The organism is Microbacterium sp. bgisy207, assembly GCF_965345035.1.
Taxonomy (GTDB): Bacteria; Actinomycetota; Actinomycetes; order Actinomycetales; family Microbacteriaceae; genus Microbacterium.
On the sequence record NZ_CBDRMG010000005.1, the window covers coordinates 121,070 to 139,430 of the forward strand.

An 18,361-nucleotide genomic window follows, 5' to 3' on the forward strand; every position below is an offset into this window, starting at 1 on the left:
TACAGATGCAAGACAGGTTCAGGCGGCGTCGACCTGCACTCGCTGCGGCCCGGGTGCCGTCACGCGCAGGCATGCCACCACGATTGCGACGATCGGCGTCAGGATGCCGAGAACCGCCGCAAGGAGCTGCCCGACTAGAGGTAACGACACCCCGACGACGAGGCTGATGGCCAGGGCGAGGGAGCGGTTTCGCCACGAAGCGGCCCACACGACCCAGACGATCGCGGCCGCCGGAAGAAGCCAGACCACGGCGCCGATCAGGCGGGGGTTGCCCGACGGCAGGAGCGTTCCCCACGCTGTCATCACGAGGACGAGGGTGAGTGCGCCCAGCGTCGCGGCTCCCCAGACCGCCCACCGCTGGGTCGAGCTGCCGCGGGGGGCGCGCAGGGCCAGCGCGAGGACCACGAGGATGCCGCATCCGGCCGCGGCTCGCATTCCGACGATCATCGCCTCGGTGCCATCGAGGGTCGTGTACAGAGGCCCCGAGACCGCGAAAGCGATCCCCAGGAGTGACATCACGCTGGCGGCAACAGCGAGCGCCCGCGCTGCGCGCCGCCGACCGCCCACGTCCGCGTCGGAGTCGCCAGCTGAGGCTGTCGCACTGGTGCGCTCGCGGTGGTCGGGCCAGGCGAGAGCGACGATCACAACCGCGGATCCGGAGACGAGGAGTGTCGTGATCGGTGACATGAGCATGACGGCTACGAGGGGAAGCGACAACGCAGCGCCCATCATGCTCGTGGCGACGATCAGCATCCGCATCCCACGGTGACGCGGGAGGCGGTCGCTGACCGCGATGAGCACCGCACATGCGGCTGCCGTCGATCCGAGCGCAAGGAAGGCAGGAAACAGCGCCGAGAAGAGGGAGCGCGGGCCGCCAGCGTCTGCCTCATCAAACCCGACGCTCCAGGACGCGAAGGCGAGTGCGGCGCCGGTTGCCGCGATCATCGCGATGCCCAGCGCGAGCAGCGTGCGTGTCGGATCGAGATGGAGACGGTGCCGCGCGCAGGCGAGAGCGACTGTCCACCACAGAGCCGGAACCAGGCCGACCTGGATTGCGAGACTCGCCGTGAACAGCCACGGGGCCGTGAATGGCCACCCGAACTGACCTGCCGCTGCGACGAACGCCGACAAGACCAGAGCTGCAACGCTGGCGACGCGCGCGGTGGTTGCGTCGAGTCGGGTGCCCAGGCCCGCCAGCGCTGCCGCCACTCGCTCACCGCGCGATGGCGTGCGCAGACCGGCTGCTTCGGCAGCATCCATGGCGGTTCCCACGAACGCCGCCGCGTTCGCGTCGCGCCACCAGCGCGGGTACCAGCGGACGAGGCGATCGAAACTGTCTCGGTCGCGGCTCATGCCAGAGCGCTCCGCGGATGAGCGGGGCGCGGTGTCGCGCCGCCGCTCGCTGCGGGGCCCAGCGCCCTGCGTGCGGCGGCGACCCGCTGCTCAAGCTCGGCGGTTTCGCTCTCGAGCTGAGTCCGTCCCTGGGGTGTGAGGCGAAAGTAGCGGCGAGCGCGCCCATCCACGATCTCTTCGCCCGAGACCTCGACAGCGCCGCTCGCGGTCAGGCGATCGAGCGTCGCGTAGAGGGTCGCGGTCTTGAGGGACGCTGTGCCGCTGGATGCCTCGGATACGCCCCGAAGGATGCCGTAGCCGTGCTGCGGTCCGCTCGCGAGCGCCGTCAGAATCCAGAAGGCAGTGTCAGGTCGGGAAGTAGCCATGGATCAAGAATATTCCTGAAAATGGAATATCCATAGCTCAAGCCCTGCGAGAGGCCGCGCGCCGAAGGAGATCCTCAGCGGCGCCGACCTAGGATTGACGGGTCATGATCAGACCCGACCTGAGTCTCCCGATTCCCGAATCCATCGAGGCCGCGCACTTCATCGGTATCGGCGGATCGGGCATGTCCGGCCTTGCCGGCATGTTCCTCGATCGCGGCATCCGCGTTTCGGGATCCGACCGCGCCGACAGTGCTGCTCTACGGGCGCTCGCCGCGCGCGGCGCGCGGGTGCACGTCGGCCACGATGCCGCGTACCTCGGTGACGCCGACACCGTCATCCACACCGGCGCGATCTGGCCCGAGAACCCCGAGTTCGTCACCGCGAAGCAGCGGGGACTCCCGGTCATCCACCGGTCGCAGGCGCTGTACTGGCTGATCGGCCGTCGTCCGCTGGTCTCCGTCGCAGGCGCGCACGGCAAGACGACCTCGACGGGCATGATCGTGACGGCGCTTCGGGCGCTCGGAGCCGACCCGAGCTTCGTCAACGGGGGCGTGATCGCTGACCTCGGCGTCTCGAGCGGAACCGGTGTCGACGACCTGTTCGTCATCGAAGCTGACGAGTCGGATGGCACGTTCCTGCTCTACGACACGGCGGTTGCGCTCATCACCAACATCGACCCCGACCACCTGGATCACTGGGGCACCCGAGAGGCCTTCGACGCCGCATTCGCGAGCTTCGGCAACAAGGCCCGGGAGGCGATCGTGCTGTCCTCGGACGACGAGGGCACCCGCCGCATCCTCCCGCACCTGACCCACCCGCGCGTCGTGACCTTCGGGAAGTCCCCCGACGCCGACGTCCGTGTGCACGGGATCCGAACGGACGGGCCGGTGTCGTTCGAGCTCACCCACGCCGATCAGACGGTCTCGGCGACCCTGGCGATCCCCGGCGAGCACAACGCCGTCAACGCCGCCGGGGCTGTGGCTGTTCTACTCACGCTCGGTCATGCCTTCCCGGATGCGGTGCGGTCGGTGGCGACCTTCGCCGGCACCGTGCGGCGTTTCGAACTGCACGGAATCGAGCGCGGTGTGAGCGTGTACGACGACTACGCCCACCATCCGACCGAGGTCGCTGCGGCTCTCGCCGCCGCCCGCACCGTCGTCGGCGACGGGCGCATCATCGCGCTGCATCAGCCGCACACCTACTCGCGAACGCAGCAGATGGCCGCAGAGTTCGCCCAGGTGCTGGAGACGCACGCGGACCACACCGTCGTCCTCGATGTCTACGGAGCACGGGAAGACCCGATCCCCGGCGTCACGGGCGAGCTCGTCTCGCGCCGGTTCACGGATGCCGACCGCGTCCACTTCGAAGCGGATTGGAGCGCCGCCGCCGCCTACACCGCCTCGATCGCGCGGGACGGCGACTTCGTGATCACCCTGGGGTGTGGGAACGTCAACCTCATCGTCCCCGACGTGCTCGCGGCGCTTCGCCGCTCAGACGCACCGGGGGAGTAGCCGTGCGCCGGCCGACCCCGCTTCCTCCCTCCGGTCGACCGCCGGCGTCCGAGAGTGACCCCCGTGATCAGCTCGGTCGCGAGAGCGCGGATGCGGAGATGACCGCGCCGATTCTGCCGTTGACGCCCGACGCGCGGAGGACGGATACCCCCGTGACCGACACGGGGGCGACGGATGACTCGCCCGCGCAGGCGGTCCCGGGAATCGGATCCCCACCGGCGTCGGGAAACGATCCGGGCGGCGGTTCAGAGGCCGTGGGAGCACGCGAGGTGTGGCGCGCTGCGCGAGCGCGCCGGCGGGCGTTGAAATCGGAGGTGCGTCGGTTCACGGCTCGGGCACGACGTCGCCGGGCGGTCTGGCTCGGTTCCCTCGCCGCCGTCGTGCTCGTGGCGCTCGGCAGCGTCGGTGCGGCCTACAGCCCGCTCTTCGCCGTCGAGACCATCACCGTCGCGGGCGCGGAGCAGTTGGACGCACAGGCCGTGTCTGACGCGTTGTCGTCGCAGCTGGGCACTCCGCTGCCTCTTGTCGATGAGAGCGCCATCAAGGCTGCGCTGGTCGCTTTCCCCCTGGTCGAGTCGTACACCGTCGAGGCGCGGCCGCCGCACGATCTGATCGTGAGGGTCGTGGAGCGCACCCCGATCGGGGTCATCGCCTCGCCCGCCGGGTTCACGCTCGTGGATGCAGCCGGTGTCGCGCTGTCCACGACGCAGACGCCGGCCGCCGGTCGCCCCGTGCTCGAGGTCACCGGGGGGACGGCATCCGATGCCTTCGCCGCGCTCGGCCATGTGCTTCGATCGCTGCCCGCAGAGATCATGCTCCAGGTCACCGAGGCCTCGGCGACGACACCGAACGATGTCACCCTGACTCTGGGCGGAACCGGTACGCAGATCGTCTGGGGCAATGCCGATGAGTCGGCGGACAAGGCGATCGCGTTGTCGGCAGCGATGCGATCTCGGCCCCCCGAGACGGTCTCCCGATACGACGTTTCGTCGCCATCGGCCGTGGTGATCCAGTGAGGCGCTAGCCGCCCGACGTCGTAGGCGCGTGCGCTGACGCGTGATGTGACGACACGCCACCGACGCGCGCCGAATCGGCGACATCGACGCTTAGCTTCGTGTCTAGGAAATGCATACCCAGCAATACTTTACACCTCCAGTTGAGGTTGAAGGTTGCAGGACACGAGCACAGGAGTCGGCATGAGCCAGAACCAGAACTACCTTGCAGTCATCAAGGTGGTCGGCGTCGGCGGCGGAGGCGTCAACGCCGTCAACCGCATGATCGAGCTCGGCCTGCGTGGGGTCGAGTTCATCGCTGTCAACACGGACGCCCAGGCCCTGCTGATGAGCGACGCCGACGTCAAGCTGGATGTAGGGCGCGAGCTCACGCGAGGCCTGGGTGCGGGTGCCGACCCCGAAGTGGGCCGGCGCGCGGCAGAGGACCACACCGAAGAGATCGAAGAGGCCCTCCGAGGCGCCGACATGGTCTTCGTGACGGCGGGCGAGGGCGGTGGGACGGGAACCGGTGGGGCTCCGGTCGTCGCCAAGATCGCCAAGTCGATCGGCGCGTTGACGATCGGTGTCGTCACCAAGCCCTTCTCGTTCGAGGGTCGTCGTCGTCAGAGCCAGGCGGAGTCCGGGGTGGCGCGCCTGAAGGAAGAGGTCGACACTCTCATCGTCGTCCCCAATGACCGGCTCCTCGAGATCAGCGATCGCGGAATCTCCATGATCGAGGCGTTCGCCACCGCCGACCAGGTGCTGCTGGCCGGTGTACAGGGCATCACCGACCTCATCACGACGCCGGGCCTGATCAATCTCGACTTCGCCGACGTGAAGTCGGTCATGCAGGGCGCGGGCTCCGCGCTCATGGGGATCGGGTCGGCGCGAGGCGCGGACCGGGCGATCAAGGCAGCAGAGCTGGCCGTCGAGTCGCCGCTGCTGGAGGCATCCATCGAAGGGGCCCATGGGGTGCTGCTGTCGATCCAGGGCGGGTCGAATCTCGGCATCTTCGAGATCAACGATGCGGCGCAGCTGGTCAAGGAGGCTGCGCACCCCGAGGCGAACATCATCTTCGGAACGGTCATCGACGACACGCTCGGCGACGAGGTCCGCGTGACCGTCATCGCCGCCGGCTTCGACGGTGGCGAACCTCAGACGCGACCTGACGCTGCGCCCGTGCTCCGCCGGGAACCCGCCGAGCCGGCCCCCGCACAATCGGACGAGGAGCCGAAGCGTCCCGAGAAGCTCGCCCCTGTGCCCTCGATTTCGGATGCCGCGTTCGACTCGGCGTTCGGAGACGACGATCTCGACATCCCCGACTTCCTGAAGTGACGTCTTCGAGAGCCGACCGCGTGTGCGTGGCGGGACGACTGCGATGACCACGCCGTCCGCGTCCCTGGCGGAGCGCGTGGCCGCGATCGACCAACGCATTGCCGCAGCGGCGCGCGAGGCCGGTCGATCGCCGGACGAGATCACGCGGATCGTCGTCACGAAGTTCCATCCGGCGTCGCTGATCAACGAGCTCTACGCGCTCGGTGTGCGGGATGTGGGGGAGAACCGCGCGCAGGAGGTGCTGGAGAAGGTCACCGAGGTCGGCCAGACGCCGGACCTGCGGTGGCACTTCGTCGGGCAGCTGCAGACGAACAAGGCTCGCGCGGTTCGCCGTGTGGCCTCCGTCATCCACTCGCTCGATCGGGAGAAGCTCGCCGTTGCGCTGGATGCGGCCGACGAGGAGCCGCGGGATGTCCTGATTCAGGTGAACCTCACCGATGACCCCGGACGGGGAGGTGTCGCCCCGGAGCGGCTCCTGGCCCTCGCGGAACACGCAGCCGGATGCCGTGGGCTGCGCGTGCGGGGAGTGATGGCGGTCGCGCCGCTGGGCGAAGAACCGGCCGCGGCGTTCGAGCGCCTCGCAGGCCATGCCGAAACCGTGCGGCGGGTCGTTCCCGACGCCACGTGGATCTCGGCGGGCATGACCGGAGACTTCGAAGCCGCCATCCGGGCCGGCGCGACACACCTGCGCATCGGTACGGCAATCACGGGTCCGCGCCCTGTCCGCGGTTAACCTCGGACCAGACGAGCAAACGGAGGATGCGATGTCGAACCCCTTGAAGAAGACCATGGTCTACCTGGGCCTCGCCGACGAGGAGGAGGTCTACGACGAGACGCCTGCGCCGGCGCCGACGCGCAAGTCCGCCTCGACGTCCGTCGAGAAGGCCGCTCCGGTGACCCCGATCCACCGCCCGGCAGTTGTGCGTCAGCCTGCCGTCGGCGCGCTGAACGAGATCGTCACGGTGCACCCGAAGCAGTACCGCGACGCTCAGGTGATCGCCGAGAGCTTCCGCGAGGGAGTGCCGGTCATCATCAACCTCTCACAGATGAGCGACGCCGACGCGCGCCGTCTGATCGACTTCGCGAGCGGGCTGTCGCTGGGGCTCTACGGTCGCATCGAGCGTGTGACGAGCAAGGTGTTTCTCCTGTCGCCGGAGAACGTCGCGGTCTCCGGCGAGGGCGCCGTGGCGCAGGCGGATCCAGAGGCGGTTCCTTTCCCTCAGACTTGATACGTGAACGTCATTCAGATCGTCGCCGGAATCCTCAACGCGGCACTTCTCATCTACATCCTCGTGCTGCTGGCTCGACTCATCTTCGAGTGGATCCCCATCTTCGATCGTGAGTGGCGTCCGCGCGGTGCGATGCTCGTCGTCGCGGAAGGTGTGTACACCGCAACGGATCCTCCGATCCGTTTCCTCCGTCGGTTCATTCCGCCGCTGCGTATCGGCAACATCGCCATCGACTTCGCCTTCGCGCTCACGATGCTCTCGTGCTTCATTCTGCTGTCGGTGACACGCGCCTTCGCGGCGTGAATGCCACCACGACTATGCTTTGCTGTTATCAACCGCCCACAAACGCGGGTCGCAACGCACGCTCGACCAGTGCCCGGGCGAACGAAAGAGGGAAGAAATGCCACTGACTCCGGATGACGTCGTCACCAAGCAGTTCCAGCACGTCCGGTTCAAGGAAGGGTTCGATCCCGACGAGGTCGACGACTTCCTCGACGAGATCGTGGTCGAGTGGCGCAAGACTCTCGCTGAGAACGAGGAGCTGAAGGCGCGGATCGCTGAGCTCGAGGCGGGCGCCCCGGCGGCGCCGGCTGCTCCCGAGGCTCCCGCGGAGGAGTCCGCGCCCGCACCGGCCCCGGCTGCGCCCGCAGGTACGCCTCTTCCGACGGTGGCTAGCGCCGGCCTGCTCGAGCTGGCTCAGCGCCTGCACGACGAGCACGTCGCAGAAGGTCAGGCGCGTCACGACCAGCTCATCGCCGAGGCACAGGCCCAGGCCGCCTCGATCATCTCCGACGCAGAGACGCGCGGCCGCGACGAGATCGCCCGCATGGAGGCCAAGAAGGCCGAACTGGATGCTCGCATCAGTGAGCTGCGCGAGTTCGAGCGTGACTACCGCTCGCAGCTTCGCAACTTCATCGAGGGCCACCTCAAGGACCTCGACTCCTCTTCGACCGACAGCGCGTCGGTCGCGAACATCACGAACTGAGGACGCTCTTGGCGTCCCGGCCTCCCTTGCGCCACTCGGCGGCCGGCATCACGATCGCGGTCCTCGCGATTGTGGTGCTGGCCGCCGATCAGTTCACGAAGCACCTTGCGCTGACGAACCTGCCGCTGGAGCAACCGGTTCCGGTGTGGGGCGAGTTCCTGCAGTTCTACCTGGTCAAGAACCCGGGCGCGGCATTCTCGCTCGGCGAAGGCTTCACCTGGATCTTCACGATCGCCCTCGCCGTCGTCGCCGGGGTCATCGTCTGGTTTGCCATCACGAGGGTGCAATCGCGCTTGTGGGCTGTGGTCCTCGGGCTGCTGCTGGGCGGCGTGCTGGGCAATCTCACTGACCGGCTGTTCCGCGAGCCCGGTTTCCCTGTGGGGCACGTCGTAGACTTCATCAACACGCCCTGGATGTGGTTCTGGATGAGCCCGGCCATCTACAACGTGGCCGACATCTTCATCGTCACGATGATGATCGGCGTGGCACTGCTCGTGATCGTAGGAGTACAGATGGACGGCAAGCGGCACCATCACGGTGAGACCGAGGCATCCGCCGACGAGACCATCCTCGGCGCCGCCGGGGACGAGTTTCCGCCTGGCGGCGGTGTCGCAGGCGGATTCGATTCCGAGTTCCCCGTCGCCGACCCGAACGCCGGTGTTCCGCGTGACGAGATCGGCCTGCCCCCGCTGAGCGAGGCCGAGCAGGAGGCCGTCGCCCGGGAGGCGGACCGGATCGCGGACGAAGAAGCGCGCCGCCACAACTCGTGAGTCGCCCCCGGTCGAGACCAACCCGTTCCGTAGCGGTACAGGCGCCTCGTCGGCGAGAGAAGAGCTGACATGCCGGCCCGGATGCTTCCCGTGCCCGATGGGCTCGACGGCGCCCGCGTGGATGCCGGTGTCGCCAAGATGCTCGGGTTCTCGCGCACCTTCGCCGCCGAAGTGGCCGAAGCCGGCGGGGTCAGCGAGGCCGGTCGCCCGCTCAGCAAGTCCGATCGGCTGACAGCGGGCAGCATCCTCGAGATCGTGTGGACAGACAGGCGCGAACCCGAGATCGTCCCGGTCGCGGTGCCAGACCTCGGGATCGTGCATGACGACGATGACATCGTGGTCGTCGACAAACCCGCCGGCGTCGCCGCTCACCCCTCCGTGGGGTGGGAGGGGCCGACCGTGCTCGGTGCCCTTGCGGCGGCGGGGTTTCGCATCGCGACCAGCGGTGCTCCCGAACGGCAGGGTGTCGTCCACCGCCTGGATGTCGGAACGACCGGCCTCATGGTCGTCGCCAAGTCCGAGCGCGCCTACGGGGTCCTCAAGGCGGCATTCAAAGACCGCACCGTCGAGAAGATCTACCACGCGCTCGTCCAGGGGCACCCGGATCCCCTCGCCGGAACGATCGACGCGCCTATCGGACGGCATCCGTCGCACTCCTGGAAATTCGCCGTGACCCCGGACGGGAAGCCGTCGATCACCCACTACGAGACGATCGAGGCGTTCCGGGGTGCCTCGCTCCTGGAGATCCATCTGGAGACGGGTCGCACCCACCAGATCCGGGTGCACATGGCCGCACACCGGCATCCGTGCGTGGGCGACCCCCTCTACGGCGCCGATCCGACGGTGTCGGAACGCCTCGGCCTGACACGCCAGTGGCTTCACGCGCGCACGCTCGCCTTCACGCATCCCGGTTCAGGCGAGTGGGTGTCGTTCGAGTCCTCGTACGCGCCCGATCTTGCTCGGGCGCTGGAGATCGTGCGGGGTGGGGAATCCGCGTGAGGCCGCCATCGCCACCGCACCGCGGCGATGCGGCTCAGAAGCTTGCCAGCAGATCCAACCTCAGCTGCGCCGTCACCGCGATGAGGGCGTAGTCCAGAACGGTCACCAGCGGCGCCCAGGTGGAGAGGGCTCGGCCCGCGCGTCGGACGGGTACCGCTTCGGTCCAGACGCCTTCGCGAAGCATCCAGCCGGTCGTGTACCAGAACAGCGGGATCGTGACGAGCCAGATGATCATGCACCACGGGCACAGCGACCGGTAGACGAAGATGCTCTGGATCGCGAAGTAGTGCACGAGGACGAAGGCTCCGGCGACGAAGATCCCGAAGGTCCGCCAGTACCAGCGACGGAGACCTGCGGGTGAGGCCAGAGCGCTGACGCCGGCGTAGACGGGACCCGCGAACAGCACCATCCCGGCGATCGAGTTGCTGAAGCCGAGGATGTTCCCCCCGGGCGAGAGCAGATTCGGTCCGCAGGTGACCAGAACGCCCCACTGGCACGAGACGATCGGGTCGCTGCCGGTCAGCTGCCCGATGTACTCGAGGTACAGCAGGAACGCGACGGTGCCGCCGAGCACGCCGCTGACGATCCAGAGCACGGCGAGGGCAGCGGTGGGTCGATGCAGGGCCACGCAGCAATTGTCCGGAGTCTTCTCGCGCCCAGGGTTCCCGAGGACCGGAACAAATCGTGCGGACGGCTGCCGTCAGGCCGTCCCGCCGGTCAGGAACCGGGCCTCTCCGTGCGGGGGAAGGGCAGCGGCGATACGTGCGCGCATCTGGTCGCCGACCTCGTCGAGGCGGTCGTGGGGATACCAGCCGACCTCGGTCATCTCACCGTCGACGGGGAACGGCTCGCCCGAGATCCAGCTGCACCGGAAGGTGAGATCAAGGTAGTCGCTCTGGTCGCCGTTGGCGTACGTGATCCGGGGGATCTGATGCACCCAGGCCAGTCGGTCGGCCCGGATGACGACACCGGCCTCTTCGGCGGCCTCACGGACCGCGGCATCGGCCGGTTCCTCGCCCGGATCGACGATGCCGGTGATCGGCGTGAGGGCACCGTTGTCGCTGCGTCGCCCCAGCAGCACGTCGCCCCCTCGGATGATGACGGCGGTCACGCCGACGAGCGGAAGCGGTCGGGTGCCGACGAATCGGCGCAGCTCGAGAATGAAGTCCGGGGTGGGCACGCACCCACCGTATCCGCCCACGTCGACTCGGCATCCCGACCCGCGGCGGGCCGGGATGAGCGTGTCGGATGCCGAACGTAGACTCTCGGCATGGCGTCCGACTCCTTCGTCCACCTGCACGTGCACAGCGAGTATTCGATGCTCGATGGGGCGGCGCGCATCGGGGCCATGGTGCAGGAAGCGGCAGCGCAAGGATCTCCGGCGATCGCCGTCACCGACCACGGCAACACCTTCGCGGCGTTCGAGTTCTACAAGGCGGCGAAGGATGCCGGCATCAAGCCGATCATCGGGATCGAAGCGTACGTGACCCCAGGTACCCACCGTTCGGAGAAGTCGCGTGTTCGATGGGGATCGCCCGAGCAGAGCGACGACGACGTCTCGGGATCGGGTGCCTATACGCACATGACGCTGCTGTCCGAGACGACCGAGGGCATGCACAACCTCTTCCGGCTGTCCTCGTTGGCCTCGATGGAGGGCTACTACTTCAAGCCGCGCATGGACCGCGAACTCCTGGAGACCTACTCGAAGGGTCTGATCGCGACGACCGGATGCCCGTCCGGCGAGGTCCAAACCCGCTTGCGTCTTGGTCAGTACGACGCCGCGCGCGCCGCGGCGGCGGAGTTCCAAGACATCTTCGGCAAGGAGAACTACTTCGCCGAGATCATGGACCACGGCCTCGACATCGAGCGCCGTGTCATGACCGACCTGCTGCGCATCGCGAAAGACCTCGACATCCCGCTGCTGGCAACCAACGACTCGCACTACACGCACCAGCACGACGCGAACAGCCATGCCGCCCTGCTGTGCGTTCAGTCCGGCTCCACCCTCGACGACCCCAAGCGCTTCAAGTTCGACGGCGATGGCTACTACATCCGCACGCCCGCCGAGATGCGCCAGATCTTCCGGCAGCACCCCGAGGCGTGCGACAACACGCTGCTGATCGCGGAGCGCTGCGAGGTCGAGTTCAACACCAGCGCGAACTACATGCCGCGGTTCCCGGTTCCCGACGGTGAAACAGAGGAGAGCTGGTTCGTCAAAGAAGTCGAGGCCGGTCTGCACGAGCGCTACCCAGCCGGCATCCCCGATGAGGTCCGGAAGCAGGCCGAGTACGAAGTCGGCGTCATCGTCCAGATGGGCTTCCCGGGCTACTTCCTCGTGGTCGCCGACTTCATCAACTGGGCCAAGCGCAACGGCATCCGTGTCGGACCCGGCCGCGGGTCCGGTGCCGGGTCGATGGCTGCCTACGCCATGCGGATCACCGACCTCGACCCGCTCCAGCACGGGCTCATCTTCGAGCGGTTCCTCAACCCCGACCGCGTGTCGATGCCCGACTTCGATGTCGACTTCGACGATCGACGTCGCGGCGAGGTCATCCAGTACGTCACCGAGAAGTACGGCGACGACCGTGTCGCGCAGATCGTCACCTACGGCACGATCAAGGCCAAGCAGGCGCTCAAGGATGCCGGTCGTGTTCTGGGATTCCCCTTCAGCATGGGGGAGCGCCTCACCAAGGCGATGCCGCCCGCCGTCATGGGCAAGGACGTTCCGCTGACGGACATGTTCAACAAAGACCACCCCCGCTACAAAGAGGCAGGGGAGTTCCGCACGCTCATCGAGACCGACAGCGAAGCCAAGACGGTGTTCGACACCGCTGTCGGTCTCGAGAACCTCAAGCGTCAGTGGGGCGTGCACGCCGCGGGCGTGATCATGTCGAGTGAGCCGCTGATCGACATCATCCCGATCATGCGTCGCGAACAGGACGGCCAGATCGTCACGCAGTTCGACTACCCGTCGTGCGAGTCCCTCGGCCTCATCAAGATGGACTTCCTGGGGCTTCGCAACCTCACGATCATCAACGATGCGCTCGACAACATCGAAGCCAACCGAGGCGAGCCGCTCATCCTCGAGGATCTCGCGCTCGACGATCGCGCCTCCTACGAGCTGCTCGCTCGAGGGGACACGCTGGGCGTGTTCCAGCTCGACGGCGGGCCCATGCGGTCCCTCCTCCGGTTGATGAAGCCCGACAACTTCGAGGACATCTCCGCGGTGCTCGCCCTGTACCGTCCCGGGCCGATGGGGGTGAACTCCCACATCAACTACGCCCTGCGAAAGAACGGGCAGCAGGAGATCGAGCCGATCCACCCGGAGCTCGAGGAACCTCTCGCTGACATCCTCGACACCACCTACGGCCTCATCGTCTATCAGGAGCAGGTGATGGCGGTCGCACAGCGCGTGGCCGGCTACACGCTCGGTCAAGCCGACCTGCTGCGGCGTGCGATGGGCAAGAAGAAGAAGTCGGAGCTCGACAAACAACAAGAGATCTTCTTCGGCGGAATGGCGGAGCGTGGATTCTCGGATGCCGCGCAGCAGACCCTGTGGAAGGTGCTCGAGTCGTTCGCCGACTACGCCTTCAACAAAGCCCACACGGCCGCCTACGGGCTCGTGTCGTACTGGACGGCGTACCTGAAGGCCCACTATCCGGCTGAGTACATGGCTGCCCTCCTCACGAGCGTCGGCGACTCGAAAGACAAGATGGCCGTCTATCTCAATGAGTGCCGCCGCATGGGCATCCGGGTGCTGCCGCCGGATGTCAACGAGTCGATCCGCTACTTCGCCGCCGTCGGGGATGACATCCGCTTCGGCCTGGGAGCCGTCCGCAACGTCGGGGCGAACGTGGTGGAGGCGATCGTCCAGGCCCGGACGGACGCCCCGTTCGCCTCGTTCCACGACTTCCTGGCCCGGGTCCCCGTCTCGGTCGCGAACAAGCGGACGGTGGAATCGCTCATCAAGGCCGGCGCGTTCGATTCGCTCGGAGCCACTCGCCGAGCCCTCATGGAAATCCACGAGGATGCCACCGAGCAGGCCGTGCTCGACAAGCGTCGCGAGGCCAACGGCGAGGTCGGGTTCGATTTCGACTCGCTGTGGGGCGAGGACGAGCCCCAGCAGGTCAGCAAGGTGCCCGAGCGGCCCGAGTGGACCAAGAAGGACAAGCTCGCGTTCGAACGCGAGATGCTCGGTCTTTATGTGTCGGACCATCCGCTCGCGGGACTCGAGGTCCCGCTGGCAAAGCATGCGTCGATCACCATCCACGATCTGCTCGGCTCGGAGGATCTGGCCGACGGGGATCAGGTGACGATCGCGGGACTGGTGACGAGCGTCCAGCACCGCGTCGCCAAGTCCAGCGGCAATCCGTACGGCATGATCACGGTCGAGGACTTCGACGGTGAGATCACGGTCATGTTCATGGGGAAGACCTACACCGAGTTCCAGTCGATGCTGCAGGCGGACTCGATCCTCGTCGTGAGAGGTCGCGTTTCCCGCAGAGACGACGGCATGAACCTGCACGCGCAGGCGGCGTTCGCGCCCGATCTCGGTTCGGTCGACGCATCCGGCCCGCTGGTTCTCGTCATCCCCGAGCAGCGCGCCACCGAGTCCGTGATCGGAGACCTCGCCGATTGCCTGCTCCGTCATCGCGGCGACACCGAGGTGACGCTGCGGCTGCACAAGGGCGGCGTGGCGAAGGTGTTCGAGGTGCCGCATCCGGTGACGGTCACGGCCGATCTGTACGGGGAACTGAAGGGTCTGCTCGGGCCGCAATGCCTCGGATGATCACTGGCTCGCTCGAGCGTGAGCATGTCGTGGGCGCGATACCGTAGATGGATGCTTCGCACCCTTGACCTGCGTGGGCGCGCCCTCTCGCCCGCCGACCTGCTCGCCGCCGTTCCTCGTGCGACGGCGGCCCGTTCCGAGGCGCTCGAGACCGCCGCGCGCCTCGTCGAGGACGTCGCGACGAACGGCGAGACCGCGTTGCGCGCCCAGGCTGAGCAATTCGACGGGGTGACCGGCCACGACATCCGGGTGCCGCTCGAGCACCTCGACGAAGCCCTCGAGCGGCTCGATTCCTCCGTCCGGGAGGCTCTCGAGCGCGCCATCGACCGCGTGCGGGTGGCGTCCGCGGTTCAGGTCCCCCCGCCGGCGACGACGAAGGTGGGACCCGGCGCCCTCATCCACCAACGGTGGCAGCCGGTCCGGCGCGTCGGGGTCTACGTCCCGGGCGGCAAGGCCGTCTACCCCTCGAGCGTCGTCATGAACGTCGTGCCCGCCCAAGCGGCCGGCGTCCAGCAGATCGCCCTCGCCTCTCCGCCGCAGCGATCCGAGGGCGGCAGGGTGCACCCGGTGATCCTCGCGGCCGCGCGGCTGCTGGGCGTGACCGAGGTCTACGCGATGGGCGGAGCAGGTGCGATCGGCGCTTTCGCATTCGGGGTACCGAGTCTGGGACTCGATGCGGTGGACGTCGTGACCGGACCCGGCAACAATTTCGTGGCGGCGGCCAAGCGCGTTGTCGCCGGACGCGTCGGCACGGATTCCGAGGCCGGGGCCACGGAGATCCTCATCGTCGCCGATGACACCGCCGATGCGCGGCTCGTCGCCGCCGATCTCATCAGCCAGGCCGAGCACGACGAGCAGGCATCGGCGGTTCTGGTCACGACATCGCCGTCGCTGGCGGATGCGGTGCAGATCGAGGTCGCCGCGCGGGCCGCAACGACACTCCACGCCGAGCGCATCGCGGTGGCGCTCGCCGGCCCGCAGTCGGCAATCGTGCTGGTCGATGACCTCGACGACGCGGTCGAGTTCTCCAACGCCTACGCTCCGGAACACCTGGAGCTTCACCTCGCGGACCCGATGACGGATCGATTCGTCCACGCTGGGGCTGTCTTCGTCGGCGCGCACTCGCCCGTCAGCCTCGGCGACTACCTGGCGGGAAGCAATCACGTGCTCCCCACCGGCGGACAGGCGCGCTACGCCGCGGGGCTGTCGGCCTCGACGTTCCTCCGCCCGCAGCAGATCATCGAGTACGACCAGGCGGCGTTGGCCGAGGTCGCCGATGCGATCGTCGCTCTCGCCGACGCGGAGGTCCTCCCCGCGCACGGGGAGGCGGTCCGCGCGCGGTTCACCGCGTAGTCTGGGGCTGCCATGCACTGCCCCTTCTGCCGCCACCCCGATTCGCGCGTCATCGATTCTCGGACCAGTGACGACGGGCTGAGCATCCGTCGTCGTCGGCAATGCCCCGAGTGCGGTGGCCGATTCTCCACGATCGAGACCGCGAGCCTGAACGTCATCAAGCGATCCGGCGTCATCGAGCCGTTCAGCCGCGAAAAGGTCATGTCCGGCGTGCGCAAGGCATGCCAGGGTCGCCCCGTGACGGAGGGCGACTTGGCGGTTCTGGCCCAGACGGTCGAGGAGGCCGTTCGCCAGACGGGGTCATCGCAGGTCGACACCAATGAGATCGGTCTGGCGATTCTCGGTCCGTTGCGAGAACTGGACGAGATCGCTTATCTCCGGTTCGCCAGCGTGTACCAGGCGTTCGAAACCCTCGAGGATTTTGAATCGGCGATCGCACAGTTGCGCGCGGATCACCATCGCCCGGCATCCGATCTCGAGGAGTAAGCATGTACCCGTGGCTGTTTCGCACGTTCCTCTCGAAGATGGACCCGGAGACAGCGCACCATGCGGCGATGCTCGTCATCCGAGTCCTCGGTGTTCCCCCGCTGTCGTGGCTTGCGCGGGCCTTCACCCGTCCTGACCCTTCCCTGCGGGTCCAGGCACTGGGTCTGACCTTCGACAGTCCGTTCGGGGTCGCCGCAGGCTTCGACAAGGATGCGGTGGGGGTGAACGGCCTCCACGCGCTGGGCTTCGGTCATGTGGAGGTCGGGACGCTCACCGCCATCCCGCAGACGGGCAACCCCACGCCGCGCCTGTTCCGCCTGATCCCGGATCGGGCAGTCATCAACCGCATGGGCTTCAACAACCACGGCTCGTACGCGGCCGCGGGGCGGCTGGAGAAAGCTCGCCGCCGGCGGCACCGCACAGTCCTGGGCGTCAACATCGGCAAGAGCCGCATCGTGGATGTCGAGAACGCCGTCGTCGACTACGTCACGAGTGCGCGGCTGCTCGCGCCGGTCGCGGATTACCTCGTCGTCAACGTCTCTTCACCGAACACCCCGGGGTTGCGGAGCCTCCAGGCCACGGAATCGCTCCGACCGCTGCTGGGTGCGGTTCAGGAGGCGGCGGAGGATACCCCGCTGCTGGTGAAGATCGCCCCCGACCTCTCGGACGACGACATCCGCGATGTCACCGCGCTGGCGCTCGAACTCGGCCTGCAGGGCATCGTCGCCACGAACACGACGATCGCCCGTGACGGACTCGGGCTCGTGACCGACCCCGCCGTCATCGCCGCGGCCGGTGCCGGCGGGCTGTCGGGAAAGCCACTCGCGCCGCGCGCGCTGGAGGTTCTCCGACTCGTGCGATCGCTCGTTCCCGACGACTTCTGCGTCATCTCGGCGGGCGGCGTCGAGAGCGCCGATGATGTGCGCGAGAGGCTGCATGCCGGCGCGACGCTCGTGCAGGGATACACCGGATTCCTCTACCGCGGACCGCTGTGGGCCCGGCAGATCTCTCGCGGTCTCGCGCGCGAGTGAGCACGACGGATGCACCCGTGCGCGCGGACTTAGGAAACCCTAACTTCTCCCCCATGAGGGCGATGCTCCTCCGATATACTCCCGACAGCACAACACCGGCACTCGTGTCTTCGAGCGCTTCAGTGCGGTTACCCCACCGTGGGAAGGAACCCCTGTGATCGAACGTCACATCACGCCCGACGTCGCTGCGATCTTCGTGGAGGTCGCCCGCGGCAGACGCGGCATCTACTCCGACGATGCGGCCTTCGAAGAGCTCCTCGCCGATGCGAAGGCGGCGTTCGAGGCCGCCGACCCCGAGACTGTCGAGATCATCCGCCAGTTCGCTCGCGCCGACGTTCCGGACGGGGGAGTGCTCTTCCACGGCCTCACGGTCGACCAGGCCGACATGGGGGAGAGCCCGCGTGACCCCGTCGCTTTCGAGAACAAGGACCGCGATCCCGTGACGGAGGCGGCGCTTGTGGCCTTTGCCTCGGTGGCCGGTGAGATCTTCTCCTTCGCGCGCCAGCACCGCGGCGCACTCATCCAGAACGTCACGCCGATCCCGGGGCACGAGTACGACGCCGTCGGAACCGGCAGCCGAAGCCTGCTCGACTGGCACTCGGAGGACGCCTTCGACGACGCCCACCCGCAGTTCGTCGGCCTGTTCTGCGTGAGGGGCGACGAGCGCGTGCAGACCGCACTCGCTCCGGTCGATCGCATCGAACTCTCGGCCGAGGACGAAGCGGTGCTGCGTCAGCCGCGCTTCATGCACGGCATCGACAAGGCATCCGGGGGAACCGGTCGGCCCGAGGACGGTGTCCAGGGCGCGGCGCTGTACGGCGAGGACGGCAAGCGATTCGTCCGTATCGACATGGACTGCGCTGCGGCTGTGGCCGGCGATGACGAGGCGGCTGCCGCGCTGAAGGCGTTCCACGACGGTGCCGACAAGGAAGGCATCTACGTCACGCTGGGTGCGGGCGACATCCTCCTGTTCGACAACCGCCGCGTGATGCACGCACGCACGCCGTTCGAGCCTCGCTACGACGGCACCGACCGCTGGCTGCAGCGCGTGATCATCACCGATGACCTCGGGCGTTCCGCTGATCGTCGCACGCGCCACTACCGCGTGGTCGAGAACGAACTGGTCGACGCCTGACATCCGCCGATCGCACGCCGGCCGGTGC

At 67.6% G+C, this 18,361-nt stretch carries 18 protein-coding genes; 14 read left to right on the plus strand and 4 right to left on the minus strand.

Annotated features, from left to right (window positions below):
• Positions 1–18: 18 nt before the first annotated feature.
• Together ACSGC5_RS06245 and ACSGC5_RS06250 are read right to left on the minus strand one after the other, a co-directional pair.
• The gene (locus ACSGC5_RS06245; protein WP_434969752.1) at positions 19–1,353 is read right to left on the minus strand and encodes a hypothetical protein; all 1,335 of its coding nucleotides are present in this window, start codon (positions 1,351–1,353) and stop codon (positions 19–21) included.
• Positions 1,350–1,718 (minus strand): PadR family transcriptional regulator, encoded by a 369-nt coding sequence (locus tag ACSGC5_RS06250; RefSeq protein ID WP_434969753.1) that lies wholly within the window; start codon positions 1,716–1,718, stop codon positions 1,350–1,352. Before ACSGC5_RS06250 ends, ACSGC5_RS06245 begins: the two co-directional genes overlap by 4 nt.
• Positions 1,719–1,822: 104 nt before the next feature.
• Here ACSGC5_RS06250 and murC point away from each other — a divergent pair, with 104 nt between their 5' ends.
• The 9 genes from murC (at position 1,823) to ACSGC5_RS06295 (ending at position 9,539) form a co-directional block, all read left to right on the plus strand.
• Positions 1,823–3,229, plus strand: a complete 1,407-nt coding sequence (murC, locus tag ACSGC5_RS06255) for a UDP-N-acetylmuramate--L-alanine ligase (protein ID WP_434969754.1) — start codon at positions 1,823–1,825, stop codon at positions 3,227–3,229.
• A gap of 98 nt (positions 3,230–3,327) precedes the next feature.
• Positions 3,328–4,245, plus strand: coding sequence for an FtsQ-type POTRA domain-containing protein (locus ACSGC5_RS06260; protein WP_434969755.1), 918 nt, complete (start codon positions 3,328–3,330; stop codon positions 4,243–4,245).
• Positions 4,246–4,425: 180 nt separating this feature from the next.
• Positions 4,426–5,556, plus strand: a complete 1,131-nt coding sequence (ftsZ, locus tag ACSGC5_RS06265; RefSeq protein WP_434969756.1) for a cell division protein FtsZ — start codon at positions 4,426–4,428, stop codon at positions 5,554–5,556.
• A 43-nt stretch (positions 5,557–5,599) separates the two neighbouring features.
• Positions 5,600–6,289 carry a YggS family pyridoxal phosphate-dependent enzyme gene (locus ACSGC5_RS06270; RefSeq protein ID WP_434969757.1) on the plus strand — a complete coding sequence of 230 codons (690 nt, stop codon included), beginning with the start codon at positions 5,600–5,602 and terminating at the stop codon, positions 6,287–6,289.
• A gap of 31 nt (positions 6,290–6,320) precedes the next feature.
• Complete coding sequence (locus tag ACSGC5_RS06275; protein WP_434969758.1) at positions 6,321–6,785, plus strand: cell division protein SepF; 465 nt, start codon at positions 6,321–6,323, stop codon at positions 6,783–6,785.
• A gap of 3 nt (positions 6,786–6,788) precedes the next feature.
• A complete protein-coding gene (locus ACSGC5_RS06280; RefSeq protein ID WP_434969759.1) occupies positions 6,789–7,088 on the plus strand; it encodes a YggT family protein in 300 nt (99 codons plus the stop codon).
• Positions 7,089–7,185: 97 nt separating this feature from the next.
• Positions 7,186–7,770 carry a DivIVA domain-containing protein gene (locus tag ACSGC5_RS06285; RefSeq protein WP_434969760.1) on the plus strand — a complete coding sequence of 195 codons (585 nt, stop codon included), beginning with the start codon at positions 7,186–7,188 and terminating at the stop codon, positions 7,768–7,770.
• 8 nt (positions 7,771–7,778) lie between these two features.
• Entirely contained in the window at positions 7,779–8,540 is a 762-nt protein-coding gene (lspA, locus tag ACSGC5_RS06290; RefSeq protein WP_434969761.1) for a signal peptidase II, read from the plus strand.
• Between the two features lie 69 nt (positions 8,541–8,609).
• Entirely contained in the window at positions 8,610–9,539 is a 930-nt protein-coding gene (locus ACSGC5_RS06295) for an RluA family pseudouridine synthase (protein WP_434969762.1), read from the plus strand.
• A gap of 34 nt (positions 9,540–9,573) precedes the next feature.
• Here ACSGC5_RS06295 and ACSGC5_RS06300 read toward each other — a convergent pair whose 3' ends face one another.
• Both ACSGC5_RS06300 and ACSGC5_RS06305 read right to left on the minus strand, forming a co-directional pair.
• The gene (locus tag ACSGC5_RS06300) at positions 9,574–10,167 is read right to left on the minus strand and encodes a vitamin K epoxide reductase family protein (RefSeq protein WP_434969763.1); all 594 of its coding nucleotides are present in this window, start codon (positions 10,165–10,167) and stop codon (positions 9,574–9,576) included.
• Positions 10,168–10,239: 72 nt separating this feature from the next.
• The gene (locus ACSGC5_RS06305; protein ID WP_434969764.1) at positions 10,240–10,719 is read right to left on the minus strand and encodes an NUDIX hydrolase; all 480 of its coding nucleotides are present in this window, start codon (positions 10,717–10,719) and stop codon (positions 10,240–10,242) included.
• A 90-nt stretch (positions 10,720–10,809) separates the two neighbouring features.
• On the opposite strand from ACSGC5_RS06305, the gene dnaE reads away from it, so the two are divergent.
• The 5 genes from dnaE (at position 10,810) to ACSGC5_RS06330 (ending at position 18,333) form a co-directional block, all read left to right on the plus strand.
• Complete coding sequence (gene dnaE / locus ACSGC5_RS06310) at positions 10,810–14,328, plus strand: DNA polymerase III subunit alpha (protein ID WP_434969766.1); 3,519 nt, start codon at positions 10,810–10,812, stop codon at positions 14,326–14,328.
• Between the two features lie 51 nt (positions 14,329–14,379).
• On the plus strand, positions 14,380–15,681 hold the full coding sequence (gene hisD, locus ACSGC5_RS06315) for a histidinol dehydrogenase (protein WP_434969768.1): 1,302 nt from the start codon (positions 14,380–14,382) through the stop codon (positions 15,679–15,681).
• A gap of 12 nt (positions 15,682–15,693) precedes the next feature.
• Positions 15,694–16,167, plus strand: a complete 474-nt coding sequence (gene nrdR, locus ACSGC5_RS06320) for a transcriptional regulator NrdR (protein WP_434969770.1) — start codon at positions 15,694–15,696, stop codon at positions 16,165–16,167.
• Between the two features lie 2 nt (positions 16,168–16,169).
• Positions 16,170–17,198 carry a quinone-dependent dihydroorotate dehydrogenase gene (locus ACSGC5_RS06325; protein WP_434969772.1) on the plus strand — a complete coding sequence of 343 codons (1,029 nt, stop codon included), beginning with the start codon at positions 16,170–16,172 and terminating at the stop codon, positions 17,196–17,198.
• A 154-nt stretch (positions 17,199–17,352) separates the two neighbouring features.
• On the plus strand, positions 17,353–18,333 hold the full coding sequence (locus ACSGC5_RS06330) for a TauD/TfdA family dioxygenase (protein WP_434969773.1): 981 nt from the start codon (positions 17,353–17,355) through the stop codon (positions 18,331–18,333).
• The last annotated feature ends 28 nt before the right edge of the window (positions 18,334–18,361 follow it).

Bases quoted from the DNA above. Each gene is read 5' to 3' on its own strand.
- murC (WP_434969754.1), top strand. From the start codon at position 1,823: ATGATCAGACCCGACCTGAGTCTCCCGATTCCCGAATCCATCGAGGCC.
- ACSGC5_RS06275 (WP_434969758.1), top strand. From the start codon at position 6,321: ATGTCGAACCCCTTGAAGAAGACCATGGTCTACCTGGGCCTCGCCGAC.
- dnaE (WP_434969766.1), top strand. From the start codon at position 10,810: ATGGCGTCCGACTCCTTCGTCCACCTGCACGTGCACAGCGAGTATTCG.
- ACSGC5_RS06295 (WP_434969762.1), top strand. From the start codon at position 8,610: ATGCCGGCCCGGATGCTTCCCGTGCCCGATGGGCTCGACGGCGCCCGC.
- ACSGC5_RS06285 (WP_434969760.1), top strand. From the start codon at position 7,186: ATGCCACTGACTCCGGATGACGTCGTCACCAAGCAGTTCCAGCACGTC.
- ACSGC5_RS06270 (WP_434969757.1), top strand. From the start codon at position 5,600: ATGACCACGCCGTCCGCGTCCCTGGCGGAGCGCGTGGCCGCGATCGAC.
- ACSGC5_RS06245 (WP_434969752.1), bottom strand. From the start codon at position 1,353: ATGAGCCGCGACCGAGACAGTTTCGATCGCCTCGTCCGCTGGTACCCG.
- ACSGC5_RS06250 (WP_434969753.1), bottom strand. From the start codon at position 1,718: ATGGCTACTTCCCGACCTGACACTGCCTTCTGGATTCTGACGGCGCTC.
- ftsZ (WP_434969756.1), top strand. From the start codon at position 4,426: ATGAGCCAGAACCAGAACTACCTTGCAGTCATCAAGGTGGTCGGCGTC.
- ACSGC5_RS06325 (WP_434969772.1), top strand. From the start codon at position 16,170: ATGTACCCGTGGCTGTTTCGCACGTTCCTCTCGAAGATGGACCCGGAG.
- ACSGC5_RS06260 (WP_434969755.1), top strand. From the start codon at position 3,328: ATGACCGCGCCGATTCTGCCGTTGACGCCCGACGCGCGGAGGACGGAT.
- hisD (WP_434969768.1), top strand. From the start codon at position 14,380: ATGCTTCGCACCCTTGACCTGCGTGGGCGCGCCCTCTCGCCCGCCGAC.
- nrdR (WP_434969770.1), top strand. From the start codon at position 15,694: ATGCACTGCCCCTTCTGCCGCCACCCCGATTCGCGCGTCATCGATTCT.